This window comes from Psychrobacter sp. ASPA161_6 (assembly GCF_051970285.1).
In the GTDB taxonomy this organism is placed as follows: Bacteria; Pseudomonadota; Gammaproteobacteria; order Pseudomonadales; family Moraxellaceae; genus Psychrobacter; species Psychrobacter glaciei.
Genome location: NZ_JBEFNJ010000008.1, coordinates 1 through 21,386 on the forward strand (window position 1 = coordinate 1; position 21,386 = coordinate 21,386).

A 21,386-nucleotide genomic window follows, 5' to 3' on the forward strand; every position below is an offset into this window, starting at 1 on the left:
AGGCCTTCGCTTGGTGTTTTTTAACAATGATAAGACTGTATTTCGACAGTTAGTTAGCTTTTTAACCCCTAAACCTATGAAAATCGGGTGGGGATGATTTTTTTGTCGTGTGCAGAGGTTTATTAATTATCATTTTCATATTTTAAGACAAGATGCAGCTTTTATCTTACACAAAGTGAATAACCTATGTTAAAATCCGGGAATAAAACAGGATACTTTAAAAGTAGGTTACTATGAAAGATACTCAGCAATATGTTATTGAGAAACGTAAGTTATTAGGCGTTTCTCAAAAAGAATTAGCATTGTTATTAGGGATGAAAGAAGCAGGTGAAAGGACGGTTCGTGGCTGGGAGAACGGTGAGCACAAACCTTCTGCTACAAGGTTAGCGAAGCTAGAAGCACTTAACAACAGCCATCCTTTTGAGCATAGTAATAAGGATAGTGATTTCACTTTTATTGATTTGTTTGCAGGTATTGGCGGTATACGTCTGCCGTTTCAAAAACAGGGCGGTGAGTGTGTTTTCACCAGTGAGATTGATAAACACGCTCAAAAGACCTACTTTGCTAATTATGGCGAGTATCCAAGTGGGGATATTACCCAAATTCAAGCCAAAGACATTCCCGATCATGATTTACTTTTAGCGGGTTTTCCTTGCCAAGCGTTCTCACAGGCCGGTCTAAAACAAGGCTTTAAAGACACACGCGGCACTATGTTTTTTGAGATTCAGCGAATTTTAGCTGAAAAACGTCCAAAAATGTTTTTACTAGAAAATGTGAAGCGTCTCAGAACTGATAAGAAAGGGGAAACCTTTCAAACCATCTACGATATTTTGACTGGGCAGCATAAAGACAGCATACCTGATGATGTTCCTATGAGTGAAGAAGCGCGAGAGGCGTTATCTCATAAGCTAAATTATTGGGTAGGATATGCTGTGTTAAGGGCTGCGGACTTTGGTGCGCCACAAAATAGAGAGCGTATTTTTATCGTAGGTTTTAATAGAGATTATTTTGACAAAGTCGAAAACTTTGACGAGCTATTTAGTTTTCCTAAGCCTACTCATAGCAAAACCCGTGTTGGCGATATATTAGAGGATGTGCCAGCTGATGATACGGTCTATACCATATCCGATAACCTATGGGCTGGTCATCAAAAAAGAAAGGACCAGCACATAAACAAAGGCAACGGCTTTGGTTACAGCTTATTTAACCATGACAGCGAGTACACCAATACCATTAGCGCACGGTACTATAAAGATGGTTCTGAGGCCTTGATAGATCAATCTCAATATGGGAAAAACCCAAGAATGTTAACTCCCCGAGAATGCGCTAGATTACAAGGCTTCCCCGAGGAGTTTTTGACTGACGCAGTATCTAAGACTCAAGCGTACAAACAGTTTGGTAACTCTGTTTGCGTCAAGGTCATTGAGGCGGTAGCAGAGCAAATGATCTCAACATTCCACAAAGCTGAGGCCATTCAAAAACAAGCTGATTTATTGGCTGTTATCTAAAAATCCTGGGAATGGTGGATAGGTACGGGTAATTAATGAGTCCCAATGGTTGTTATTAGCGCGCCATTGGGAGTAGTTACGAGCATTTCCTACGTACATACCACTGTCAAAAAATACTATGCCCTGCTCAACGAGTTTAATCCAATTATCGAAGATCATTGGCTCACCAAAAGCGATCTGATTGTAACAGCCGTCTTTGCCTTTATTACACTTGAACCAACCGTGATGGCCGAACTTCTTTGTGAGCTTACTATTTAAGTTCTCTCTATCCCAACGGGCTAGAATAACCCCCTCTTGTTGTAGGCTTGCTGGAACTATACTTGCTTTATCAGGGCGAGGGTCTTTTGAATAGTTATAAACGATGATTATGTTCTTTTCATCATCAAAGATCATTTCTGAGCCATTATAGGTTGATGGAGAATTAAAATTAGGTATTGGACTACCTGACCATGAATAACGCCCCTCTTTCTTTTCGTTAGGCTTACCAAATATCTCCATGAATCTTGTACGGTCTATATTGTTTTCTTTATTTGAGAAAATATAATAGCTGGCGCTCCAGTCTCCAAAGGTTGTTTTGCTACCAGTAGAGTTTTTCATCTCATAGCCATGTAAATCAGGCTCGTTATTAGCGTTTGCTGCTATACCCATCTGTCTTTCAAGCCAGTGCCCAGCCTTACCATCATGACGCTGATTAAATTCAGTGGTATCAGGCGATTTCCCATAAACATTCTGTTGAAAAAGCTCAATTATTTTCATTTCTTCATCTGAAATAGTGATTTGCATTGCAATAGCTCCTTAGTTAAGTTGGCTATTGTCGCAAATTATTAAGTCAGATACCTGTGAGAATTAATGGGTTGATAGACGTAGCTGAAAGGGCGCTATAGCCTAATAAGGATTCGAATAGCAGATTTAGGCGTCAAAAATCAATAAGCGCCTAAAATAAGATACTTACCGTTATCAAGTTTTGTGAAATCGTTTTCACGAGCTAGAATGGCCGCAACCTCATTAGAATAATCGGGTGATTTCATCAACTCAGATCGAAAAAACTGTAGCAATTCCTCATCGCTTAGATCATGTTCCAAGCTGTCAAACTTTTCTTTCGCATCGGCACTGATGCCAATATCTGCATTACGTATCATGTTGATGATTTCGCTGGCATATTCTTTTACTTCACTACTAAGCTCGTAAACAACACCCGATGCATCCCACTCTAGAGCGTCATTAAAGAGCGGCTCCCAAGCAATAGACGCTGGGTCATTGCTTTCGCTTTGCACACGCTTATATTGGGTTAAAATAGCGTTAATCGCTTCTTCGCTAAAATCGCTTACAAGCTCATGCTGCCCAAATTCTGTAATAAAATCCTGCGTATTTAATTCTGATGCAGTGGTAGTCATATCTATAGTCCTTAATTTCGTCTTGATGTGTTTATTACAATCCTAATTCAGGATAAGCCATATCTGTAATACCCCAACGGAAATAATGAAACCGAATCCTTCTATCCAAAGTCATTTGTCATAACGTCTGTTATGGGAAGAAGGGCTGCTATCTAGTGAGAACTTAAACCTTCAATTGTGAGCTATATTGATCAATGGTTTGATTTATCAATATAGCTAAAATGTACACAAAATGAGATTTTTGCGAGTAAATTAAACTATTTTTGATCTACCTTTCATCCTTATTCATTAGATTATTCAAGAGTACGTTCTATCAACACTGTGTTTGCTATCTCTATACCGATTTTCGCAATCACAGCGTTTCTATCTTCAAACGAAGCATCGGTGTCCGTAATGTATAAAGCGGCGATGATAGGTTTGCGACCTGGAGGCCACATTACAGCCGTAATCGCACGTGATCCATAACCGCCAGCGCCTGTTCTGTCTGCTATGATCCAGTCACTTGGAACACCTTTACGAAACAGCGCATCACCAACCTCATTAGCCTTAAGCCAAGATTGCAGTTGTTGACGAGACTCAGTAGATAATGTTTCTCCCACCACTAATTTTTCAAGTGTCGTTATCATTGCCATTGGTGTGGTGGTATCTCTTTTATCTTTAGGTGTCGCCTCATTCAGCTCAGTTTCCCAGCGATCAAGTCGCGTTGTATTGTCCCCAATAGAACGTAAAAAATGAGTGAGAGATTTAGGTCCACCTATGGCTTGCAAAATAAAGTTGGCAGCTGAATTATCACTGGTTGACAGGGTTGCATGACACAACTCCCCAAGAGACATACCTTTTTTGCCTACCTGCTTTTCTGTCACAGGAGAGTAAGTAACCAGATTTCTTTTAGAGAACCTTATGACTCTATCTATCTTTTCCTGACCTAAGTCAACATTATGAAGAACATTGGCACAAGCAAGTGTTTTAAAAGTACTGCTTAAAGGAAAACGTTCATCAGCTCTATACTCCCAGCGTTGCTCGGTCTCTAAATCATGCACAGCCATGCCGATTCGAGCACCCAATTTATTCTCAGCATTTTTGACAGAGTCAATTAGTGAGCCTGCTGCATTGACGTGTAATGATAGCGTAAGACAAAAAATAGTGATTAGTGTGCTAAAAATTTTAATCTTGTTTTGGAGTAAATGCATGATGATTAGAGTTTCCTTTGAAGGCATATGATCTACAGTTATAACGCAAACCCTTTGAAAACAATATGCCTTGCCTATACGGTGTAATGGTATAGCTACCATACTCGAAATCAGTCCCGTAACACTATTACTGATAGTGTTACGGTTAGCTAAAAATATTTCATCAGTTGTTCAGTTTACTGACTTAGATGTTTGGCATGAAAGCGCAAATGCTCTTCAATAAAGCTGGCGATAAAATAGTAACTATGGTCATAGCCCTCATGCAATTGATACATTAAAGGATAATCGTTTGATTCTGCAGCTGCGAGTAAAGCTTCTGGCTTGAGCTGCTCTACAAGGAAGTTGTCAGACTCACCCTGATCTACTTTAGCAGGAACTAATTCAGTTGCTCGTTTCATGAGCTCACTAGGATCGTAGTTCAGCCAATTGGCTTTATCTTCACCTAAATAAGCAGTAAAAGCTTTTTGTCCCCATGGAGAATTCACAGGGTTACTGATAGGACTAAAAGCAGACATTGAGCGGTAACGCTCTGGGTTAAGCATGCCAATGTTCAACGCACCAAGACCACCCATCGAATGACCAGAAATGGCTCTCTTATCAGATACTGGAAACGATGCCTCAATTAACTCAGGCAACTCATTGACCACATAATCATACATCTGGTAGTGCTTGCTCCAAGGCATCTCAGTAGCATTAACGTAGAATCCTGCCCCTTGACCTAAATCGTAGGCTGCATCATCAGCAACATCTTCACCACGAGGGCTAGTATCTGGGGCGACAATAGCGATACCCAATTCTGCAGCAATACGCTGTATCCCAGACTTCTGCATGACGTTCTCATCTGTGCAGGTCAAGCCTGACAACCAATAAAGGACAGGGACTTTTGTACCACTGCCCATCTGAGGCGGCAAGTAAATAGCAAACTGCATACTACAATTTAATGATTTTGAATGATGGCTATACTGCTTATGCCAGCCACCAAAACTTTTATTGACACTAATATTCTCTATGGACATACTAAAACACCTCTGTTAAAACATTAAATGCTGCCCCCAAAAAGAGACAGCACTGTTATCATGACAACATAACTACTTAATGTTAATCACCTATAAATGACCGATTATTTGTTAAAAAAGATCATGATGACTCATTCTTAAAAATGAATAACCGTACGAATACTCTCGCCTTTATGCATCAAGTCAAACGCTTCATTGATGTCTTCTAATGGCATGGTATGAGTAATGAAATCCTGTAATGGGATTTCGCCCGCTAGATAGCGCTCAACATAACCTGGCAATTCCGTACGACCTTTCACGCCGCCAAATGCTGAACCTTTCCAGACACGACCAGTCACTAACTGGAATGGACGGGTTGAAATTTCTTTACCTGCACCAGCCACGCCGATAATAACCGACTCGCCCCAGCCTTTATGGCAGCACTCAAGCGCGGAACGCATCACATCGACGTTACCGATACATTCAAACGAATAATCAACACCGCCATCGGTTAACTCAACGATGACTTCCTGAATTGGTTTGTCATAATCTTTTGGATTAATACAGTCAGTTGCGCCTAGTTTTTTGGCTAACTCAAACTTGCTTTCATTGATATCAATCACAATGATGCGGCTGGCTTTTGCCATTGCAGCACCGATGACCGCTGACAGCCCAATACCGCCCATGCCAAAGATAGCGACCGTAGCACCTTCTTCGACTTTTGCAGTGTTCATGACCGCACCCATACCAGTCGTGACGCCACAACCTAGCAAGCAAACTTCTTCTAATGGCGCTTCTTTATTGACTTTAGCCAATGAGATCTCTGGCAAGACAGTATATTCAGAAAAAGTTGAGCAACCCATGTAATGGTAAATTGGCTGACCATCTTTATAAAAACGCGTTGTGCCGTCTGGCATCAGACCTTTACCTTGAGTCTCGCGCACTGCTGAGCATAGGTTGGTTTTACCTGAAGTACAGAATTTACATTCACCACATTCTGCGGTGTATAGAGGAATGACATGGTCGCCAACTTGGACACTGGTGACGCCTTCACCAATTTGCTCAACGATACCACCACCTTCATGACCCAAAATCGCTGGGAATACACCTTCTGGGTCTTCACCAGATAAGGTAAAGGCATCGGTATGACAAACGCCGCTAGCGATGATTTTTACCAAGACTTCGCCTTTGCGCGGCAGCATGACATCCACTTCTTCGATAGATAGCGGCTGATTTGGCCCCCAAGCAATGGCGGCTTTCGATTTAATAAATTTATCTGACATAAGAGTCTCTCTTTTTGGTTAGTTGATTGTTGTCCCTGTTCAACTCAGACATATTTCTAGAACACCATGTTGAGCTGAGCGAAAAATTTGATCTCTATTTACCTTACCATTTTGTGATATGAGTGTTCTACTGCTTTACTATTATCTTTTAGCCCCATCAAATGCAGCTACTTAAAAGGATACAGTACTTCGTTGCTACTTTACATCAATGGCTATGCCCTTGTGATAGGCTAATGGTAGCAACGCCTACTGCAACCAACCCCATGCCGATCCAAGTGCTCAAATCGAGATGTTGTCGGTAGATAACCGCAGACAATGCCGTTACCGTCACTATCGCAAGTCCTGCCCATAGCGCATGAACAATACCAACCGGCATTCCTTTCATAGCCTGTCCTAAAAAAACAAATGCAGCTAGATGTCCTAACAGAACTAACATACTTGCTAACGGCTTAGTGAAGCCATCCGTCTGTTTTAATGCAACGTGAGATAAAGCTTCTGCAACCACTCCGAAAAAAAGAAACATCCAACTCATTTTGCACCTCTTGTATTAGCAAGCTTTAGTTGCAATGAACTGGAGCCTGTTTGAATTTATGCTTGTATTATATCTATTTCTGATTAGATGATAATATGCTATATTCGAAACTATCTTTTGCATATAGGTAATAATGATGAAATGGGATGGTATCAGTGAGTTCGTTTACGTGGCTGAATACGAGAGTTTTACGAAAGCTGCAAAGAAAATAGGCATCTCGACCGCTCAAGTAAGTCGACAAGTCAGCGCCTTAGAACAACGTCTCAATATTAAATTACTTTACCGAACGACTCGTAAGGTCTCGCTAACAGAAGAAGGCCGTGTTTTTTATCAGCACTGCCGCGGGGTACTTGATGGTCTCGATGCCGCAGAGCAAGCGGTGACTAATTTGCAGTCAAAACCGCAAGGCATGATTAAACTGACAACTCCTGTCACTTATGGTGAACAACAATTGATGCCATTGGTGAATGACTTTATGGTGCAATATAGTGATATTGAAGTGACTGCCTTTTTGAGTAATCAGCAGGTTGATTTGATTGAAGAGGGCTATGATTTAGCCATTCGCATTGGAAAGCTTCGTGATTCGACTATGATGGCAAAAAAACTCAGTAGTCGTACTAATTTTGTCTGTGCGGCGCCCTCCTATATTGAGAAATACGGCATACCGCATTCTCTGACCGAACTTGGTCAACATAACTGTCTGCTGGGGACGCTAGACTACTGGCACTTTAAAGAGTCTGGTAAAGAGAAAAACATTCGAGTGACAGGTAGCGTGCGTTATAACAGCGGTTATAGTTTAGTCGATGCGGCTATAAAGGGATTGGGTATTGTGCAGCTACCTGATTACTACGTACAAAAGCATTTAGAATCGGGGGAGCTGGTCAGCTTATTGGATAATCTTAGGGAACCTGAGGAAGCTATTTGGGCTCTATATCCTCATAATCGCCATTTGTCGCCAAAAATTAGGCTGCTACTAGATTATTTAGCAGCACATTTATCTAAACCCTAACTGGGTGATAGTAAGAACTACCCATACTTTAAGGCCTCGCACCTCGAAAGATAAATCATCTAATTACTTGGAGGTCTTGCACACTACTCTAACCAACTCGATCGTTAGGAGGCTGACATGATCGTCAAGCAAAAACCGAACGCACTCAAGCTGTTTTTTACCTTGCGCGGCTCTATCCTACCAAAAATTTATCCTCAGATTTTTCTCACCATCTTGCTTAGCACTCTAATAGCAGGCATCCAGTACTGGTTTCCAGGCTTCTTCTCCTCTTATAGTACGGCTCCCTTCACTTTTCTAGGGGTTGCTTTATCATTGTTCCTCGGCTTTCGTAACAATGCCAGCTATCAACGCTGGTGGGAAGCTAGGGGTCAATGGGGTCAGCTAGTAGTGGATGCTCGTAGCTTGGCCCGCCAAGTGCTCTCATTTATGGATGAAGAAACGGAGACTGGACGGCAAACCCAGCGCCGTATGATTCACCTAACCATCGCCTTTACTCATGCTCTGCGCCATCGACTACGTGACACTGAACCTTGGCAGGACGTTGATCGTTTTGTAGAACCCGAGCATCACCTCAGCATGCGCCAAGCGCAAAATCTGCCCGAGTACCTGCTGCGGCTGATGGGGAAAAAGGTCGGTTATAGCCGACGTGAGCGATTATTATCGGAATTTCTAGTACAGAACATGGATGAACGGCTGACCTCTATGACTGTAGTTTTGGCCGCCTGCGAGCGCATTCATTATACGCCACTACCATTTGCTTATACGCTGTTAGTACATCGCACCACCTACTTATATTGCTTTATGTTGCCTTTTGGTTTGGTGTCATCTCTGGGATGGGCTACTCCGTTTGTCTGTGCAGTGATCGCCTATACTTTTTTTGGTTTAGATGCTCTTAGTGAGGAGTTGGAATCGCCTTTTGGCTTGGCCGCTAACAATCTACCACTGAGTGCTCTGTCGCGTACCATCGAAATTAACTTACTAGAGGCACTGGGAGAAACCGATCTGCCGCCCGATATAAAATCTAAAAATGGCTACTTACAGTAAATTATTTTGCGTAAGCAGTTAGCCTTAAGTCTCTGGCTGAGTAGTTATATAAACAGTCTTGATGGTGACGGAACAAATAATGGCATTGTTCAAACATGAGTAGATATACGAGCCTCTATTAATAAAAATTATTATTACCTTATGGTAAAAGTCATTTTCTTTTTAGACCTATTATCTTTTATATGAAATAACGTATGATGGTTTCTATCGACAGACGACGCGGCAAACTTGCTGCAACTCGATAGAAAAACTATTGATAAAAAATCATCCACAACCGGAGAACAACACATGAGCATTTTTACTCACGTTACCCTTGGCACTAACGATGTTAATCAAGCACGTACATTCTATGACAACGTTTTAGAGATTCTAGGGCTTAAACGTATTGCTGACCTAGGTGATAATGGTTCAATATGGGGCGTAGATGCACCATCTTTATTTGTTATGAAACCTAATAATGGTCAACCAGCTAGTGTTGGTAATGGTAATATGGTGAGCTTTGAAGCACCAAGCCGCGCTGCTATTGACGCATTTCATGCAGCAGCATTGAGCGCTGGTGCTCAAGATGAAGGCCAGCCTGGTACACGCGATTGGGCGCCTAACGCTTACGCGGCCTATGTTCGTGATCTAGATGGTAATAAGCTTGCCGTTTATTGCTTCAAAGAAGCATAACAGCAGTCTTACGGACCGCTCGTTCGTAACCGCTAATATTAGTATCAATACTACCGAAAAAGGGTCCTGCAAATTTTGCAGGACCCTTTTTCGTCATTGAAATCAGCTTTATAACACTTGATACCCTGTCTATTTATGTGAGTCCGCGTACTATGTAAGTAACGCACAGACTCTGTAATAGCAACAAAATGTTAAAATTCTTCTTATTACATTCAACCTTTTATAAAGAATATCAATAGATAAATAACACTTATCCATGACTGCAAACGTCAATGAGCAAAATCCAAATATATTTAAAATCAAGAAATACAATTCAATAGGAGTCGCCTGTTTATGGCCACCAATAACAATAAACATATCAATAAAGACATTCTCTGTGACACTGACCACAGTGTTCGAGTCAGGGGAGCTCGCGTTCATAACTTAAAGAATATAGATGTAGATTTACCTCGTGATGCACTGGTCGTTTTTACCGGTATATCAGGATCAGGTAAGTCATCACTTGCTTTTGGCACTTTATTTGCTGAGTCACAACGTCGTTATTTAGATTCAGTATCCCCTTATGCGCGTCGATTGATAGATCAAGTTGATGAGCCTGATGTTGATATGATAGAAGGTCTGCCGCCAGCAGTTGCTCTACAACAACAACGAGGTACGCCCTCAGTGCGTTCATCAGTGGGCAGTGTTACCTCTATCTCAAACGGGCTACGCATGCTCTATTCACGAGCTGGAGATTATCCTACTGGTCAAGAGATATTGTATGCCGATGCGTTTTCGCCAAATACACCTGAGGGTGCCTGTCCTACTTGCTCTGGTATTGGCCGCGTGTTTGAAGTCACCGAAGAGTTACTAGTACCTGATAACACCAAAACCATTCGAGAGCGTGCTATCGCAGCATGGCCACCAGCGTGGCAAGGCAAAAACCTAAGCCGCATACTGGTGTCACTCGGCTACGATATTGACACGCCTTGGCATAAACTGCCAAAAGAAACCCGCGATTGGATCTTGTTTACAGATGAAACCCCAACCGTTCCTGTCTACCCTGAATACAGCCTTGAGCAAGTAAGAAAAGCGATTGAGAGCGGCGAAAAGCCCAACTATATGGGCACGTTTTCGAGTGCAAAGCGCTTCATACTGCATTCTTTTGCCACTACTCAGAGCTCATTGACAAAAAAGCGCGTTTCTCAGTTTATGCAAATCTCTGTATGTCCAGAATGTGATGGTAAAAAACTGAAAAAAGAATCACTATCCGTTACGTTCGCAGGACTCGATATTGGGGAGCTGTCGCAACTGACCTTTATCGAACTGGCGCGCAAGCTTGAGACTGCGGCCAATAAAGTCCCAACTGACAATATGGCAAATCGTGAAAAGGCTATCGTCGCTCAGCGCATTGCCAGTGATATGTTATCTCGGGTAAAAGCACTGACCCTATTGGGTTTGGGGTACTTATCACTTGAGCGCACCACACCTACACTATCTCCTGGTGAGCTACAACGCTTACGCCTAGCCACTCAAATTCGCTCACAACTTTTTGGGGTGGTTTATGTACTAGATGAACCATCCGCTGGTCTTCATCCAGCAGATACCCAAGCATTACTAAGTGCCTTAGATGAGCTCATTGCCGCTGGTAACTCAGTGTTTGTCGTCGAGCATGATGTGAGCGTCATCAGACACGCTGATTGGATCGTAGACGTTGGCCCCAATGCGGGTACTCATGGCGGCGAGGTGATTTATAGTGGTCCTGTAGAGGGATTGCGCGACGTGACTCACTCGCATACCAGCCGCTATCTGTTCAGCACTGACGCTATCGTAAAACGCACACCAAGAGAGCCGACAGCGTGGCTTAAACTTACAGGGATTACGCGTAATAACTTACAAGAGCTGGATGTCGGTTTTCCATTGGGTGTGATGACTACTGTCACGGGTGTATCAGGTTCAGGAAAGTCGAGTCTAGTGAGTCAAGCTTTGGTAGAGCTCGTTTATGAGGCTCTAGGACAAAAACAAACGGTTGAAGCTCCAACTGGCGAAGCCGATTTACTTGAGCAAGAGTTGGAGACGCCAACCGGTGGACAAATCATTGAGGGTATGGATGATGTCAAACGACTGGTAACCGTCGATCAAAAAGCTATTGGGCGTACGCCGCGCTCAAACCTTGCTACCTATACCGGACTGTTTGATCATGTCCGTAAGCTATTCGCGTCAACGAGCGAGGCAAAATCTCGTCGTTACAACGCAGGGCGTTTTTCATTCAACACGACTAAAGGTCGTTGTCCTAATTGTGAAGGCTTAGGCTTTGTGAGTGTCGAGCTACTGTTTCTTCCTAGCGTCTATTCGCCTTGCCAAGTCTGTCACGGACAGCGCTACAATGAGGACACGCTAGAGGTCACGTATCGTGACAAAAACATCGCCGATGTGCTGGCGCTCACGGTTGAATCAGCTTATGAATTCTTTGCAGACGACCCTGCTATCTTGCGAGCATTAAGTGCCTTGCTACAAGTCGGGCTTGGCTACTTACGACTTGGCCAACCAGCAACTGAGCTATCTGGCGGTGAAGCCCAACGTATTAAACTTGCCACTGAATTGCAGCGAACGCAGCGCGGCGATACGCTGTATATCCTAGATGAGCCAACAACGGGTTTGCACCCAAAAGATGTCTCGATGTTGATGGCGCAATTGAATGGACTTGTTGATGCCGGTAACAGCGTTATCATGGTCGAACACGACATGCAGGTTGCTAGTAGTAGTGATTGGGTGATTGATATCGGCCCTGGTGCAGGTGGTGAAGGTGGCCATATCGTGGCGCAAGGATTACCTGAAACAGTCGCTGAGTCGAAGATCAGCCGAACCGCACCTTTCATGCGCCTCTAGTGCCCGTCGCAAACCTCTTATGATAGTGTAAAAAAACGACAGCGATAATCAGTTTATCGCTGTCGTTTTACTTAATGTAATTTGATCTTTGGACGACCTATGCGTAGTATCTTTTCGCTAATCCATAAAGCAAATGTCTTGAAGGCACCATGAATAGACATCTGATGCATGCGATAGAGCGATATGTACATAAAACGGGCAATCTTTCCTTCAATGAAAAAGCTGTTATTGGTGAGATTACCCATTAAGTTTCCCACAGTACCGTAACGTGATAGATTAACCAGTGACCCATAATCGTTATAGGTAAAACCTCGTAGTGGCTGCTTTCTTAACGTTGCAATTATATTTTTTTCAACACATTTTGCCATTTGATGTGCAGATTGCGCGCGCGGTGGCACTTGTTTGCCATCGGTTTGGGTGAAGGCGCAGCAATCGCCTAATACAAAGATACGGTCATCAACCGTGCTTTGTAAAAATTTATTTACCCGAATTTGATTATTAGAAGTAAGCTCAAAAACCCCCAAATCTTTAATAAAATCAGGGGCTTTTACGCCTGCCGCCCATACCATGATATCAGCCTCAATCTGCTCATCATCTTTCGTAATAAAGCCGTACTTCGTCGCCTCTTTCACCTGTGTATGTTCACGTACATGAACGCCTAGTTTCAATAATTCGCGCTTAGCACTTGATGCAATACGCTCAGGCAAGGCAGGTAAAATGCGTGGTCCCGCTTCAATTAAATGGATGTGTAAACGTTTCGGCGACATATTTGTCAAGCCGTATAGCTTTAATAGATTAGACACATGGTACAGCTCAGCTGAAAGTTCTACGCCCGTTGCACCTCCACCAACAATGGCGATATTAAGTGCTTGCTGCTGGTTATCATCTTGATGAAGACGCGTAAAACCATCAAGCAATGAATGCTGAAAACGTTGAGCTTGCTGAGTTGAGTCCAAAAAGTAGCAGTTTTCCTTCACCCCAGGGGTATTGAAGTCGTTACTTATGCTGCCAATGGCAATAACAAGATGATCGTAGTGCACGTGGCGTTCCGGCAAGATAGTATGGCCTGATTCATCATACAGTGCAGCAAGAGTGATGGTTTTAGTTTTTTGATCAATATTATCAAATTCCCCCAGCTGAAAGTGGTAATGATGCTGAGCAGCATGCGCCGAGTACACCACACCATCTAAATCAGAATCAATAGAGCCTGTCGCGACTTCATGCAGTAACGGTTTCCAAATATGAGTACGGTTTTTATCTATTAATAATATATCGGCTTGCTTTTTCTTTCCTAACTTGTGTCCTAATTGGGTTACAAGCTCTAAACCACCAGCACCGCCGCCAATAACGACAATTTTAGGTGTGATTATATTCATAACGTTGTCCTAGACAATAACATATTCAAATAACTGACAATCTATTCGCAAGGTAGGTTATGAAAACCAGAGTAACTAATAGACTGCTGTCATTATGAGGTGAGATTCATGAAAGCTAAAATCATAAATCAGGCTTTTACGTGGCAGGAAATGGTGAGCTTATGGCCATCACAATCATGAATATTAGAAGCTTAATCGTGAGTACTTGATGTATCTACCCTCCTCAATAGATCGAAGGCAGATGACTTGTTCAAATCGTTATTAACAACCATGAAATCAGCTAACAGGCTCATCATGTATTTTTCATAATAAGCCTGAAATTTTACTTAGGTGCAAACATGTTATCAGCACTGCGATGTGCGGTATAAACTGCCTCACCATCACTTTCGCCATCAAATATAACCGTCACGTTAGGTGTAAATAGTAAGATATCACCTACTTCTGCCACATACTTGTTGCCTTGTAAGTCTCGCATCACAATCTTACCTTTAGTGATTACTTTGTATTCTACAAATTCATAAGTAAACTCAAAATCAACACCAGGTTGCATGGCAAAAAAACCAACCGTTAAGCCATTGGCATTATCGGTGACATTAACTTCTGCCATTTGACTTTTTAGGTTGTTAACTTCAAGTAAGCCAGCGAGTTGGTTTAGCTTATAAGTACCTGCTTTAATAAGTTGGATACCAGACTCTTGAGCAAGTGAGTCTACATTGTTTTTGTTTACGGAAAGAGTCATTATTTTAATCCTAATAAGGTTGACTTAAAGATCAGTATCTGTAAATCATATGTTTTTTAGCACTATAGATTCAGCTCGTTACTTACTATCTGATCTATAACGCCTACTTTACATTGTTTATGAGAAATGATAACCAGCATTAGAATCAAATGACTTTTACATGTTAGTAATAATAGAAGATAATTGCAGAGTATAAATAAGGCTTCCATCATCAGCATTTGAGCTTTGCAGATATTAGTTTAGTTACTATTGAGCATATATAAAGTACGACCGCTAGTGTTGCCAATATGAAGGATAACGGCAAAAAGAAACTTTCTTGCAATATACCATCGGCATTAATACCGTTGTAAAACACAATTTCCAGTAGCCCTGACAAACCAGATAAAAATAACAGTATGAGCACCACAATGACTAGCTTAGACTTCATAATAATTTTTCCATTTGATTGTTTGTAAGTTTACGCCAATGCAAAAACTAAACTAGGCAGCTTAATTCTATTGGATAAGTATCTTATGCTTGGGAGAGTTAGCTAACTACTTTGAATGATATGAAAATTACCAACAAGTCTTTTTTGGACTTATTAATTTAAAGTGTGGATTGTAAATTAGGGTATACCCCAAGGGAACCAGTTATTTTACCCTTCAAACCTATTAACAGACCACTTAAAACAGACTGCTATAATGGAACCACTTATAACAGACTACTTTAGGTGTTTATGTTTATTAGAGCGTATCTACGAGCGTCAACCAAAGAACAAGACGCTAAGCGTGCCAAAAGCGAACTCATATCATTTGCCAACGATCATGGCCACAAAGTTGCTGCCTTCTATGTCGAAAACGAATCAGGAGCTATCTTGGTGCGACCCAAGCTTATGCAGCTGATTGAAGATGCTCATAAGGGCGATATTATCTTAGTTGAGCAGATTGATCGCTTGGCACGCTTGAACCAAGCTGATTGGGATACGCTCAAAAGAATGCTATCAGAAAAAAAGCTCTCTATCGTATCAAAAGAGCTGCCCACCTCGTATATGGCTCTTCAATCTGAAAGCAGCACTGAATTTATGAGCAGTGTATTACAGGCCATTAATTCGATGATGTTGGATATGCTCGCAGCCATTGCTCGAAAAGATTATGAGGATCGCCGTAACCGTCAGATGCAAGGTATTGCTCGTGCTAAGGCCGAAGGTAAGTATTTAGGACGCAGGAAAGATGCGGAAAAACGCAAGATCATCGCTAGTCTGCTTAAATCAGGTCATAGCTATTCTGATATTCAAAAAATGACCAAGTGCTCACGGCACCTGATCGCTGATGTGGTCAAGCAAAGACCGGAACTTATCGTTGCTTATTAAGTAGTTCCACTACAGCAATCTAATATGAGTAGTCAATTAATAGATTAATGAGCTTTTTTAGATGGTTCCGCTGGGATATACTTACAATAGATTATAGTTTCAATAAAGGATTTTATTATGGAATATAAATATTTTACATTAGGAAAAGAACCTAAAGTCGGTGAAAACATTGTAGTAAATGGACGTCCTGCGAATGTTAGGTTTGTTAGTGGTGAAAGGGAATCTATTGAAAGGTCTTTAATTTCAAGACAACCTGAGTTGGGAATAGATAGTGGTTTTTTAGCTGTTCGAGTTGGTTTTGAGTTTATAGATTAATACCTGTTTTGACTGAGGGACAATATTTACTTACTTTAAAAATTCTACCTGAAATAGCGAGGCTATCTGTAACTCAACGTCTACTTTTAATCCACGTCTTTATTCAACGCTGCTTGCATGTCCTCAAGTTGTATCGTTAATGCATCAGTCTTCTCTTGCTCAGCGCTATAACTGGCTGATACTGCCTCATACTGCTTAAGCAGCAGCTGGTGATCTGTGCTGAGTGTTGCTTGCTGTGTTGTCAGCTGCTCGTTGAGTCCTGATAGCTTATCGCGCTCAGCGATTATAGCCTTTAACTCCCCTTTAACTTCTGCCGTGTCAGTCGCTATCTCATTACGTTCAGTAGTGACTGTCTTTAGCTCATCCTTAGTCGCTGTTAGTTCTATTTGCAGACGTGCAATTTCTGCTTTATCGCTATTAGCAGTGGCTTCAAGCGTGGCCACTTTTGATAAGTTGACGTTAAGCTCTTTTGACTGCTGGTCAAAGCTGCTGTGTAGCTCTGCAAGTTGCACTTGGGCTGCATCTGTTTTAGCTTGCTCAAGCTCAAGCGCGTGCTGAGTATCACTGAGCGTCTGTAACAGCGTATCACGCTCAGCAGTCATTTGAGCTGTACTGATTGCTGCTGCCTCTGCCGTTGCTGTGACTTCATCGAGCTGTACCAACAAATCGGCTTGTTCACTCTCTAGCGTTTTAACCGCCTCTTGCGCCTCATCTGTTTCAGCTTGTGCCTTGGCCTTAATACTCTCTAGTGCCTCACGCTCTTTCACCAAGCGATCATTAGCGATATCAATGGCCGTCTGCCACATATCCGCACCAAGCGCTTGTAAGCGCTCAGTGATACCACTTGGTAGCTCAACCTGTCTGAGCTGCTCTTCTTCTTGGTTATCCTGACGCCAAGACTTCATCGCCTCACTGATGGTTGTGAATGAACCTCCGCCCAAAGCCTTACGCACCTCAGCTAATGTTGGCTTAATTCCTTGTTCTTGCAATTGGTCGGCAGTAGCATGAATTTGCTGAATAGTGATGGCCATCATTATCGTCCTTAATTTTGTATGAATAAATATGTAATTGTTGTATATTATGCATGTAGTATAATACAATTTACAATATACTACAATACAAGATATAAAAAAGCCTCAAGGGATCTTTAGGTCTAGAATCAGCGATATTACTTCAATTTTTAGCGCTAGAGGCTGAGCAAGCGTTATCATTTGCCAAGTAGCAGCAATCATGCGATAGTTGTTCAGCAAACGTTCTGAACAGTCGTATTGTACAATGGTTGAAAACGTCCTTGAACATTAGGTAAATAATGAACATATCAGTGACAGAAGCGGCAAAAGAATGGGGAGTATCAAGAACGACCATCTACCAGAAAGTCAATGATGGCGAACTCTCTAGAACGGCGGACAAGAAAATAGACGTTTCGGAAATGTTACGCGTGTTTGGTGAGCCAATTGCTAAAAAACGTTCTGAACAATCCGTGAACCCTGTCCAAAGTACACCGCTGAACAGTCAAAATGTACAGAACAGTACACTGCTTGAACATCAGTTAGCGCTCGAAAAGCTCAAGAATGAACACCTACAACAACAAGTACAAGAACAAAAACAGCTGATAGCCAATTATCAAGATCAGATCACCCATCTCAATACAATATTAGAAAAAGCCAATGCCAGTATTCATGACCTTACCCAAGTCAGATTACTGGAATTTAAACGTTTTGACCCTGATCATCGCGATCACCAGCAACAATCACCATTGGAGCCTGAGCCGCTACCAGCAAAAGAAACGACAGCTGTATCTAGCGCCGCAAAGAAAACATGGTGGCCCTTTTGATTGCGTAAAAGGGCAGTAAACTTGCTATGGTCTTGGTCCACTGTATGAGCGCTGCGGAGTCGGCACCTCTACTTTAGGTGCGTTATCTTGCGGCTCCTTAGAGGTCACATGGTTATTAACAAGCGCTAAAGGCTCAGGCGCTTTGATATCACCATATAACTTCTCGTGATACTCTTTCTTGATCTCCATACCTGTAGTCCACGTTTTTAAGTCTCGATGACCGCGAGACTCACTCGTTCTCTCATAATCTCCTTGACGACCCTCAATAAGCTGCGCTTGCTGCGACAAAGCCTTAAAATCCTTCTCATAGATAGTGCCTTTGAGCCTAACATTTCGTGTCATAGCAGGATGCGCCACGCTGATGCTGCTATTCGTTGCTCTCTTAATCGTTAACCCCATACTTTCTAGGGCATAAAGCACACTACTGCGGCCATTAAGACTACCCTCTGCTAGCCTATGCCACATTCTTCGATCAATCGCTGCTTTTAAGGCAAAAGTGCTCTCAGGCTTGGCGATGATCTCATTGTCTTCTTTTTCCTGCTCCTTCTCTTTAGACTTGGGCGGCCTATCATATGGGGTTGGACGGGGCGCATTATTCACATAAGGGTTGATTAGTCGCTTACGCTCTGGCTCATTGGGATCAGTCCATCCATACTCTTGATTGATGATATTCTTAAAAGCATTCACCCGTACCAAGTCGGCCCCCGCATAAAATGGCTGCAGCCGCTTACCGCTTCGAAGCTCTTGACAAGGGATCACAAAATTTAGCTCAAGCCGTCCACCCTTATCAGTATGTTCAACCCACAATATATCGTACTGATCGGGCTCAAGCCCTACAAACAGTGTCTCTTCAAAGCGCTGCATAATGTCTTTTTTCTGCTCATCAGTAAATTGTGTCGCATCTTCCGTAAAAGACAGCACCCCTGCTTTATACTTTTGCTTGAATGGTGTGGTATTAATCAGCTGCTCAGTGAGCCTAGGATCGCCGTAGAGCACCTTTGCACCCTCCCTAGGGGTATCCTTACCGCCCAATAAGTAATTAAGCGGCCCTGCGCCTGATCCTTGCCCTCGCCTAAAGAATTTAACAATCATGACTCACCTCGCAAATGCTCATTAAGCAGCGCATCGATAGACGTCCTAATCGCTTTAATCTGCTCAAGTACGTTTTCATCTACCTGCTTATTGATATTAACGTGTTTGGTGAGCTGATTTAGATTAGAGCCAATACGACCAAGAGCGCGAACTAGCTCAGGGTCAGCTGGCTTCATTGGGGTTACCCCTAAACCCAAATCACGCATCCATCCTGCCATCGTCGTTCCCTGTTGCCGCTTCTTTAGCGCAGCTAACTCATCCTCAGTGACTCGAATCGCAATCTCTTTAGTCCTTTTTTTACCGCTAATTGGTGGCATAAGACTGGCTCCTGTTCTAGGTATAGGGGTGGTTGGGGGGTCAAGGGGGCGATAGCCCCTTTGTCAGCACCTAAGAGAGGATATTGTAGCAAAGCGGAAATAGCCCCCTCTTAGGACTGCTGGCTTAAAATAATATCATAAATGTGTATATATGATAGAAAATATATGTCTATATATAATGAAAGATATATGTGTATATATGATAACGACATATGTCTATACACAATATAATTAATGTCTATATATACTTATATCTATGTCTATACATACGCTGTATACTAAAAAAAATAAATGTGTATATATGCAAATACTGAGGTATGATCAGCACTCTATAGAAGCAATAAGGAGTAGTTATGAGTGAAGTGCCGTACTCTAAACGCAAGGTAAACATGATGCGAGTGAACGCTATAAGAAAGGAGGGATCTATAGCTAAGAATTTATTTATAGCCTTTATTAGCGGTGTTCATATTCTAGATTTTGATAGCGAAGATGCTAAAAATTACCCTATAGACTACTACACATTTAAGAAAATAATAGAACATACACCAAGCATCGAAAAGCTTCACGATCAGATAAACACCTATCGAGCAGCTCAAATATTGGAACTACTGGGTACGAGTGTTGACAACAAGAAACTGAGTTTTTTAACGGCACATAAAGATCCGCTTAGTAACACGTCAGCTCAAGAGATACTAGATATTATCAAAGCAGACTTGAACAATTACAAATTGCTCCTAGATGCGTTTATTTGCTATAGGCATCGTAAAGCTGTAAGAAATTTACGACTCAAGGTCAAAAAAGAACTTGGTATAACTAACGAAGAAGTAAAGGTCTATAAGATATACATGAAAATACCTGATAGCCTTCGACCTTTTATTAATAGCTATAAAAAGCAGCAGCAAGAAAAACAGTAAAAATTTCAAATTTTTCTTTTTTTTTTGAATCTTTCCTCTCTCTCCCTCTTAATCAGTGTGCCCACTAGAGTATGCCCACAGCGTATGTCCACATAAGCAGCAAGGGCAACAGCGCCTGAGCTACTCCTAAAGGGCTCCGCGCTGTTGCCCTTGCTATGTGGACAACCCTGATGGACAACTCTGTGGACAACTGCTTGGAGGGAGAGAGGTTGAAGTTTCGGCAACACTCACCCTAAAGCGCCCACAAGTAAAAACTTGCGAACCCTTTAGAGTATTGCCCTGACAACTGCCTGTCGGTCGATCGGCATCGTCTCGGGAAGTCATCACTGTATCAAGCTGACTCTGTCATGATTACGGCTGATAGCACCGCCTAGACACGCTCATGACCGTTATACGCTTTCTAATGCTAGCAAGGGCAATATACCCAATATACCGCTTCGAAAGACAATATAACCTCTCATTGCGTAGTTCAATCTGTCTAGTAACCCCTGTCGAGAACTTTCGTATCACCCACGCAATGCAGTCGTCACTGAGGCCTGCCACCCATTGCTAGGGAACAGATACAGAACATCAATGGACGAAAGTAACGAGCAAATAGACGGTTTTACTGAGTAAAATTGGTAACTTACAGTAGTAAAATGAGTAATTTGATTGCAAATTAGCCTAGATTTGGCTTAAAATAGACCTTAATGGGCTTAATTGCTGGTCAAATAACGCAGTGTGAATGCTTATTTGGTCGTTACAGGCGTCGCCAAACGTCTGTAACCGTTAATGAACATTAAACGATAAACCCCCCTATTACGTCAAGTAGTAGGGGGGTTTATTTTTTTGTTTATTAACTCTGCACACGACAAAAAAATCATCCCCACCCGATTTTCATAGGTTTAGGGGTTAAAAAGCTAACTAACTGTCGAAATACAGTCTTATCATTGTTAAAGAACACCAAGTGAAGGCCC

At 42.2% G+C, this 21,386-nt stretch carries 20 protein-coding genes; 9 read left to right on the plus strand and 11 right to left on the minus strand.

The window, feature by feature from the left end; genetic code table 11:
* Nucleotides 1–233: 233 nt before the first annotated feature.
* Complete coding sequence (gene dcm / locus ACTQ9T_RS14375) at nucleotides 234–1,508, plus strand: DNA (cytosine-5-)-methyltransferase (protein WP_440465475.1); 1,275 nt, start codon at nucleotides 234–236, stop codon at nucleotides 1,506–1,508.
* Here the strand turns inward: dcm and ACTQ9T_RS14380 are convergent.
* The 6 genes from ACTQ9T_RS14380 to ACTQ9T_RS14405 all read right to left on the minus strand — a co-directional run bounded on the left by ACTQ9T_RS14380 (nucleotide 1,491) and on the right by ACTQ9T_RS14405 (nucleotide 6,902).
* Nucleotides 1,491–2,291 carry an LlaMI family restriction endonuclease gene (locus ACTQ9T_RS14380; RefSeq protein WP_440465476.1) on the minus strand — a complete coding sequence of 267 codons (801 nt, stop codon included), beginning with the start codon at nucleotides 2,289–2,291 and terminating at the stop codon, nucleotides 1,491–1,493. The two genes, dcm and ACTQ9T_RS14380, sit on opposite strands and share 18 nt — an antisense overlap.
* Before the next feature lie 140 nt (nucleotides 2,292–2,431).
* Entirely contained in the window at nucleotides 2,432–2,902 is a 471-nt protein-coding gene (locus ACTQ9T_RS14385; protein WP_058025525.1) for a hypothetical protein, read from the minus strand.
* A 293-nt stretch (nucleotides 2,903–3,195) separates the two neighbouring features.
* The gene (gene blaCARB, locus ACTQ9T_RS14390; protein ID WP_102076509.1) at nucleotides 3,196–4,092 is read right to left on the minus strand and encodes a CARB/PSE/RTG family carbenicillin-hydrolyzing class A beta-lactamase; all 897 of its coding nucleotides are present in this window, start codon (nucleotides 4,090–4,092) and stop codon (nucleotides 3,196–3,198) included.
* 176 nt (nucleotides 4,093–4,268) lie between these two features.
* Nucleotides 4,269–5,102, minus strand: coding sequence for an S-formylglutathione hydrolase (gene fghA, locus ACTQ9T_RS14395; protein WP_228706521.1), 834 nt, complete (start codon nucleotides 5,100–5,102; stop codon nucleotides 4,269–4,271).
* Nucleotides 5,103–5,245: 143 nt separating this feature from the next.
* On the minus strand, nucleotides 5,246–6,355 hold the full coding sequence (locus ACTQ9T_RS14400; protein ID WP_180952511.1) for an S-(hydroxymethyl)glutathione dehydrogenase/class III alcohol dehydrogenase: 1,110 nt from the start codon (nucleotides 6,353–6,355) through the stop codon (nucleotides 5,246–5,248).
* Between the two features lie 220 nt (nucleotides 6,356–6,575).
* On the minus strand, nucleotides 6,576–6,902 hold the full coding sequence (locus ACTQ9T_RS14405; protein WP_102076506.1) for a DMT family transporter: 327 nt from the start codon (nucleotides 6,900–6,902) through the stop codon (nucleotides 6,576–6,578).
* Nucleotides 6,903–7,038: 136 nt separating this feature from the next.
* Between ACTQ9T_RS14405 and ACTQ9T_RS14410 the strand changes: the two genes are divergently transcribed.
* The 4 genes from ACTQ9T_RS14410 to uvrA all read left to right on the plus strand — a co-directional run bounded on the left by ACTQ9T_RS14410 (nucleotide 7,039) and on the right by uvrA (nucleotide 12,495).
* Complete coding sequence (locus ACTQ9T_RS14410; RefSeq protein WP_102076505.1) at nucleotides 7,039–7,911, plus strand: LysR family transcriptional regulator; 873 nt, start codon at nucleotides 7,039–7,041, stop codon at nucleotides 7,909–7,911.
* A 117-nt stretch (nucleotides 7,912–8,028) separates the two neighbouring features.
* On the plus strand, nucleotides 8,029–8,955 hold the full coding sequence (locus ACTQ9T_RS14415; protein ID WP_133378666.1) for a bestrophin family protein: 927 nt from the start codon (nucleotides 8,029–8,031) through the stop codon (nucleotides 8,953–8,955).
* A 288-nt stretch (nucleotides 8,956–9,243) separates the two neighbouring features.
* Nucleotides 9,244–9,627, plus strand: a complete 384-nt coding sequence (locus tag ACTQ9T_RS14420) for a VOC family protein (protein ID WP_102076504.1) — start codon at nucleotides 9,244–9,246, stop codon at nucleotides 9,625–9,627.
* Nucleotides 9,628–9,960: 333 nt separating this feature from the next.
* Nucleotides 9,961–12,495 carry an excinuclease ABC subunit UvrA gene (gene uvrA, locus ACTQ9T_RS14425; protein ID WP_102076503.1) on the plus strand — a complete coding sequence of 845 codons (2,535 nt, stop codon included), beginning with the start codon at nucleotides 9,961–9,963 and terminating at the stop codon, nucleotides 12,493–12,495.
* 71 nt (nucleotides 12,496–12,566) lie between these two features.
* Here the strand turns inward: uvrA and ACTQ9T_RS14430 are convergent, their stop codons facing one another.
* Entirely contained in the window at nucleotides 12,567–13,871 is a 1,305-nt protein-coding gene (locus ACTQ9T_RS14430; protein ID WP_102076502.1) for an NAD(P)/FAD-dependent oxidoreductase, read from the minus strand.
* 322 nt (nucleotides 13,872–14,193) lie between these two features.
* On the minus strand, nucleotides 14,194–14,610 hold the full coding sequence (locus ACTQ9T_RS14435; RefSeq protein WP_045456027.1) for a hypothetical protein: 417 nt from the start codon (nucleotides 14,608–14,610) through the stop codon (nucleotides 14,194–14,196).
* A 715-nt stretch (nucleotides 14,611–15,325) separates the two neighbouring features.
* Between ACTQ9T_RS14435 and ACTQ9T_RS14440 the strand changes: the two genes are divergently transcribed.
* Both ACTQ9T_RS14440 and ACTQ9T_RS14445 read left to right on the plus strand, forming a co-directional pair.
* On the plus strand, nucleotides 15,326–15,958 hold the full coding sequence (locus tag ACTQ9T_RS14440) for a recombinase family protein (protein ID WP_440465477.1): 633 nt from the start codon (nucleotides 15,326–15,328) through the stop codon (nucleotides 15,956–15,958).
* Between the two features lie 117 nt (nucleotides 15,959–16,075).
* Nucleotides 16,076–16,273, plus strand: a complete 198-nt coding sequence (locus ACTQ9T_RS14445; protein WP_100750145.1) for a hypothetical protein — start codon at nucleotides 16,076–16,078, stop codon at nucleotides 16,271–16,273.
* 86 nt (nucleotides 16,274–16,359) lie between these two features.
* Here ACTQ9T_RS14445 and ACTQ9T_RS14450 read toward each other — a convergent pair whose 3' ends face one another.
* A complete protein-coding gene (locus ACTQ9T_RS14450; RefSeq protein WP_440465478.1) occupies nucleotides 16,360–17,304 on the minus strand; it encodes a DNA-binding protein in 945 nt (314 codons plus the stop codon).
* A gap of 278 nt (nucleotides 17,305–17,582) precedes the next feature.
* Here ACTQ9T_RS14450 and ACTQ9T_RS14455 point away from each other — a divergent pair, with 278 nt between their 5' ends.
* Nucleotides 17,583–18,107 carry a plasmid replication DNA-binding protein gene (locus tag ACTQ9T_RS14455; protein WP_440465479.1) on the plus strand — a complete coding sequence of 175 codons (525 nt, stop codon included), beginning with the start codon at nucleotides 17,583–17,585 and terminating at the stop codon, nucleotides 18,105–18,107.
* Nucleotides 18,108–18,131: 24 nt separating this feature from the next.
* Here ACTQ9T_RS14455 and ACTQ9T_RS14460 read toward each other — a convergent pair whose 3' ends face one another.
* Together ACTQ9T_RS14460 and ACTQ9T_RS14465 are read right to left on the minus strand one after the other, a co-directional pair.
* Nucleotides 18,132–19,199, minus strand: coding sequence for a hypothetical protein (locus ACTQ9T_RS14460; protein ID WP_440465480.1), 1,068 nt, complete (start codon nucleotides 19,197–19,199; stop codon nucleotides 18,132–18,134).
* A complete protein-coding gene (locus ACTQ9T_RS14465) occupies nucleotides 19,196–19,516 on the minus strand; it encodes a plasmid mobilization protein (RefSeq protein WP_440465481.1) in 321 nt (106 codons plus the stop codon). Before ACTQ9T_RS14465 ends, ACTQ9T_RS14460 begins: the two co-directional genes overlap by 4 nt.
* Nucleotides 19,517–19,869: 353 nt before the next feature.
* On the opposite strand from ACTQ9T_RS14465, the gene ACTQ9T_RS14470 reads away from it, so the two are divergent.
* Nucleotides 19,870–20,430, plus strand: a complete 561-nt coding sequence (locus ACTQ9T_RS14470) for a hypothetical protein (RefSeq protein WP_025644126.1) — start codon at nucleotides 19,870–19,872, stop codon at nucleotides 20,428–20,430.
* Nucleotides 20,431–21,386 lie beyond the last annotated feature (956 nt).

Excerpts from the sequence above, each read along its gene's own strand:
- dcm (WP_440465475.1), top strand. The coding sequence starts at position 234 with ATGAAAGATACTCAGCAATATGTTATTGAGAAACGTAAGTTATTAGGC.
- ACTQ9T_RS14380 (WP_440465476.1), bottom strand. The coding sequence starts at position 2,291 with ATGCAAATCACTATTTCAGATGAAGAAATGAAAATAATTGAGCTTTTT.
- ACTQ9T_RS14385 (WP_058025525.1), bottom strand. The coding sequence starts at position 2,902 with ATGACTACCACTGCATCAGAATTAAATACGCAGGATTTTATTACAGAA.
- blaCARB (WP_102076509.1), bottom strand. The coding sequence starts at position 4,092 with ATGCATTTACTCCAAAACAAGATTAAAATTTTTAGCACACTAATCACT.
- ACTQ9T_RS14405 (WP_102076506.1), bottom strand. The coding sequence starts at position 6,902 with ATGAGTTGGATGTTTCTTTTTTTCGGAGTGGTTGCAGAAGCTTTATCT.
- ACTQ9T_RS14410 (WP_102076505.1), top strand. The coding sequence starts at position 7,039 with ATGAAATGGGATGGTATCAGTGAGTTCGTTTACGTGGCTGAATACGAG.
- ACTQ9T_RS14415 (WP_133378666.1), top strand. The coding sequence starts at position 8,029 with ATGATCGTCAAGCAAAAACCGAACGCACTCAAGCTGTTTTTTACCTTG.
- ACTQ9T_RS14420 (WP_102076504.1), top strand. The coding sequence starts at position 9,244 with ATGAGCATTTTTACTCACGTTACCCTTGGCACTAACGATGTTAATCAA.
- uvrA (WP_102076503.1), top strand. The coding sequence starts at position 9,961 with ATGGCCACCAATAACAATAAACATATCAATAAAGACATTCTCTGTGAC.
- ACTQ9T_RS14430 (WP_102076502.1), bottom strand. The coding sequence starts at position 13,871 with ATGAATATAATCACACCTAAAATTGTCGTTATTGGCGGCGGTGCTGGT.
- ACTQ9T_RS14435 (WP_045456027.1), bottom strand. The coding sequence starts at position 14,610 with ATGACTCTTTCCGTAAACAAAAACAATGTAGACTCACTTGCTCAAGAG.
- ACTQ9T_RS14440 (WP_440465477.1), top strand. The coding sequence starts at position 15,326 with ATGTTTATTAGAGCGTATCTACGAGCGTCAACCAAAGAACAAGACGCT.
- ACTQ9T_RS14445 (WP_100750145.1), top strand. The coding sequence starts at position 16,076 with ATGGAATATAAATATTTTACATTAGGAAAAGAACCTAAAGTCGGTGAA.
- ACTQ9T_RS14450 (WP_440465478.1), bottom strand. The coding sequence starts at position 17,304 with ATGGCCATCACTATTCAGCAAATTCATGCTACTGCCGACCAATTGCAA.
- ACTQ9T_RS14455 (WP_440465479.1), top strand. The coding sequence starts at position 17,583 with ATGAACATATCAGTGACAGAAGCGGCAAAAGAATGGGGAGTATCAAGA.
- ACTQ9T_RS14460 (WP_440465480.1), bottom strand. The coding sequence starts at position 19,199 with ATGATTGTTAAATTCTTTAGGCGAGGGCAAGGATCAGGCGCAGGGCCG.
- ACTQ9T_RS14465 (WP_440465481.1), bottom strand. The coding sequence starts at position 19,516 with ATGCCACCAATTAGCGGTAAAAAAAGGACTAAAGAGATTGCGATTCGA.
- ACTQ9T_RS14470 (WP_025644126.1), top strand. The coding sequence starts at position 19,870 with ATGAGTGAAGTGCCGTACTCTAAACGCAAGGTAAACATGATGCGAGTG.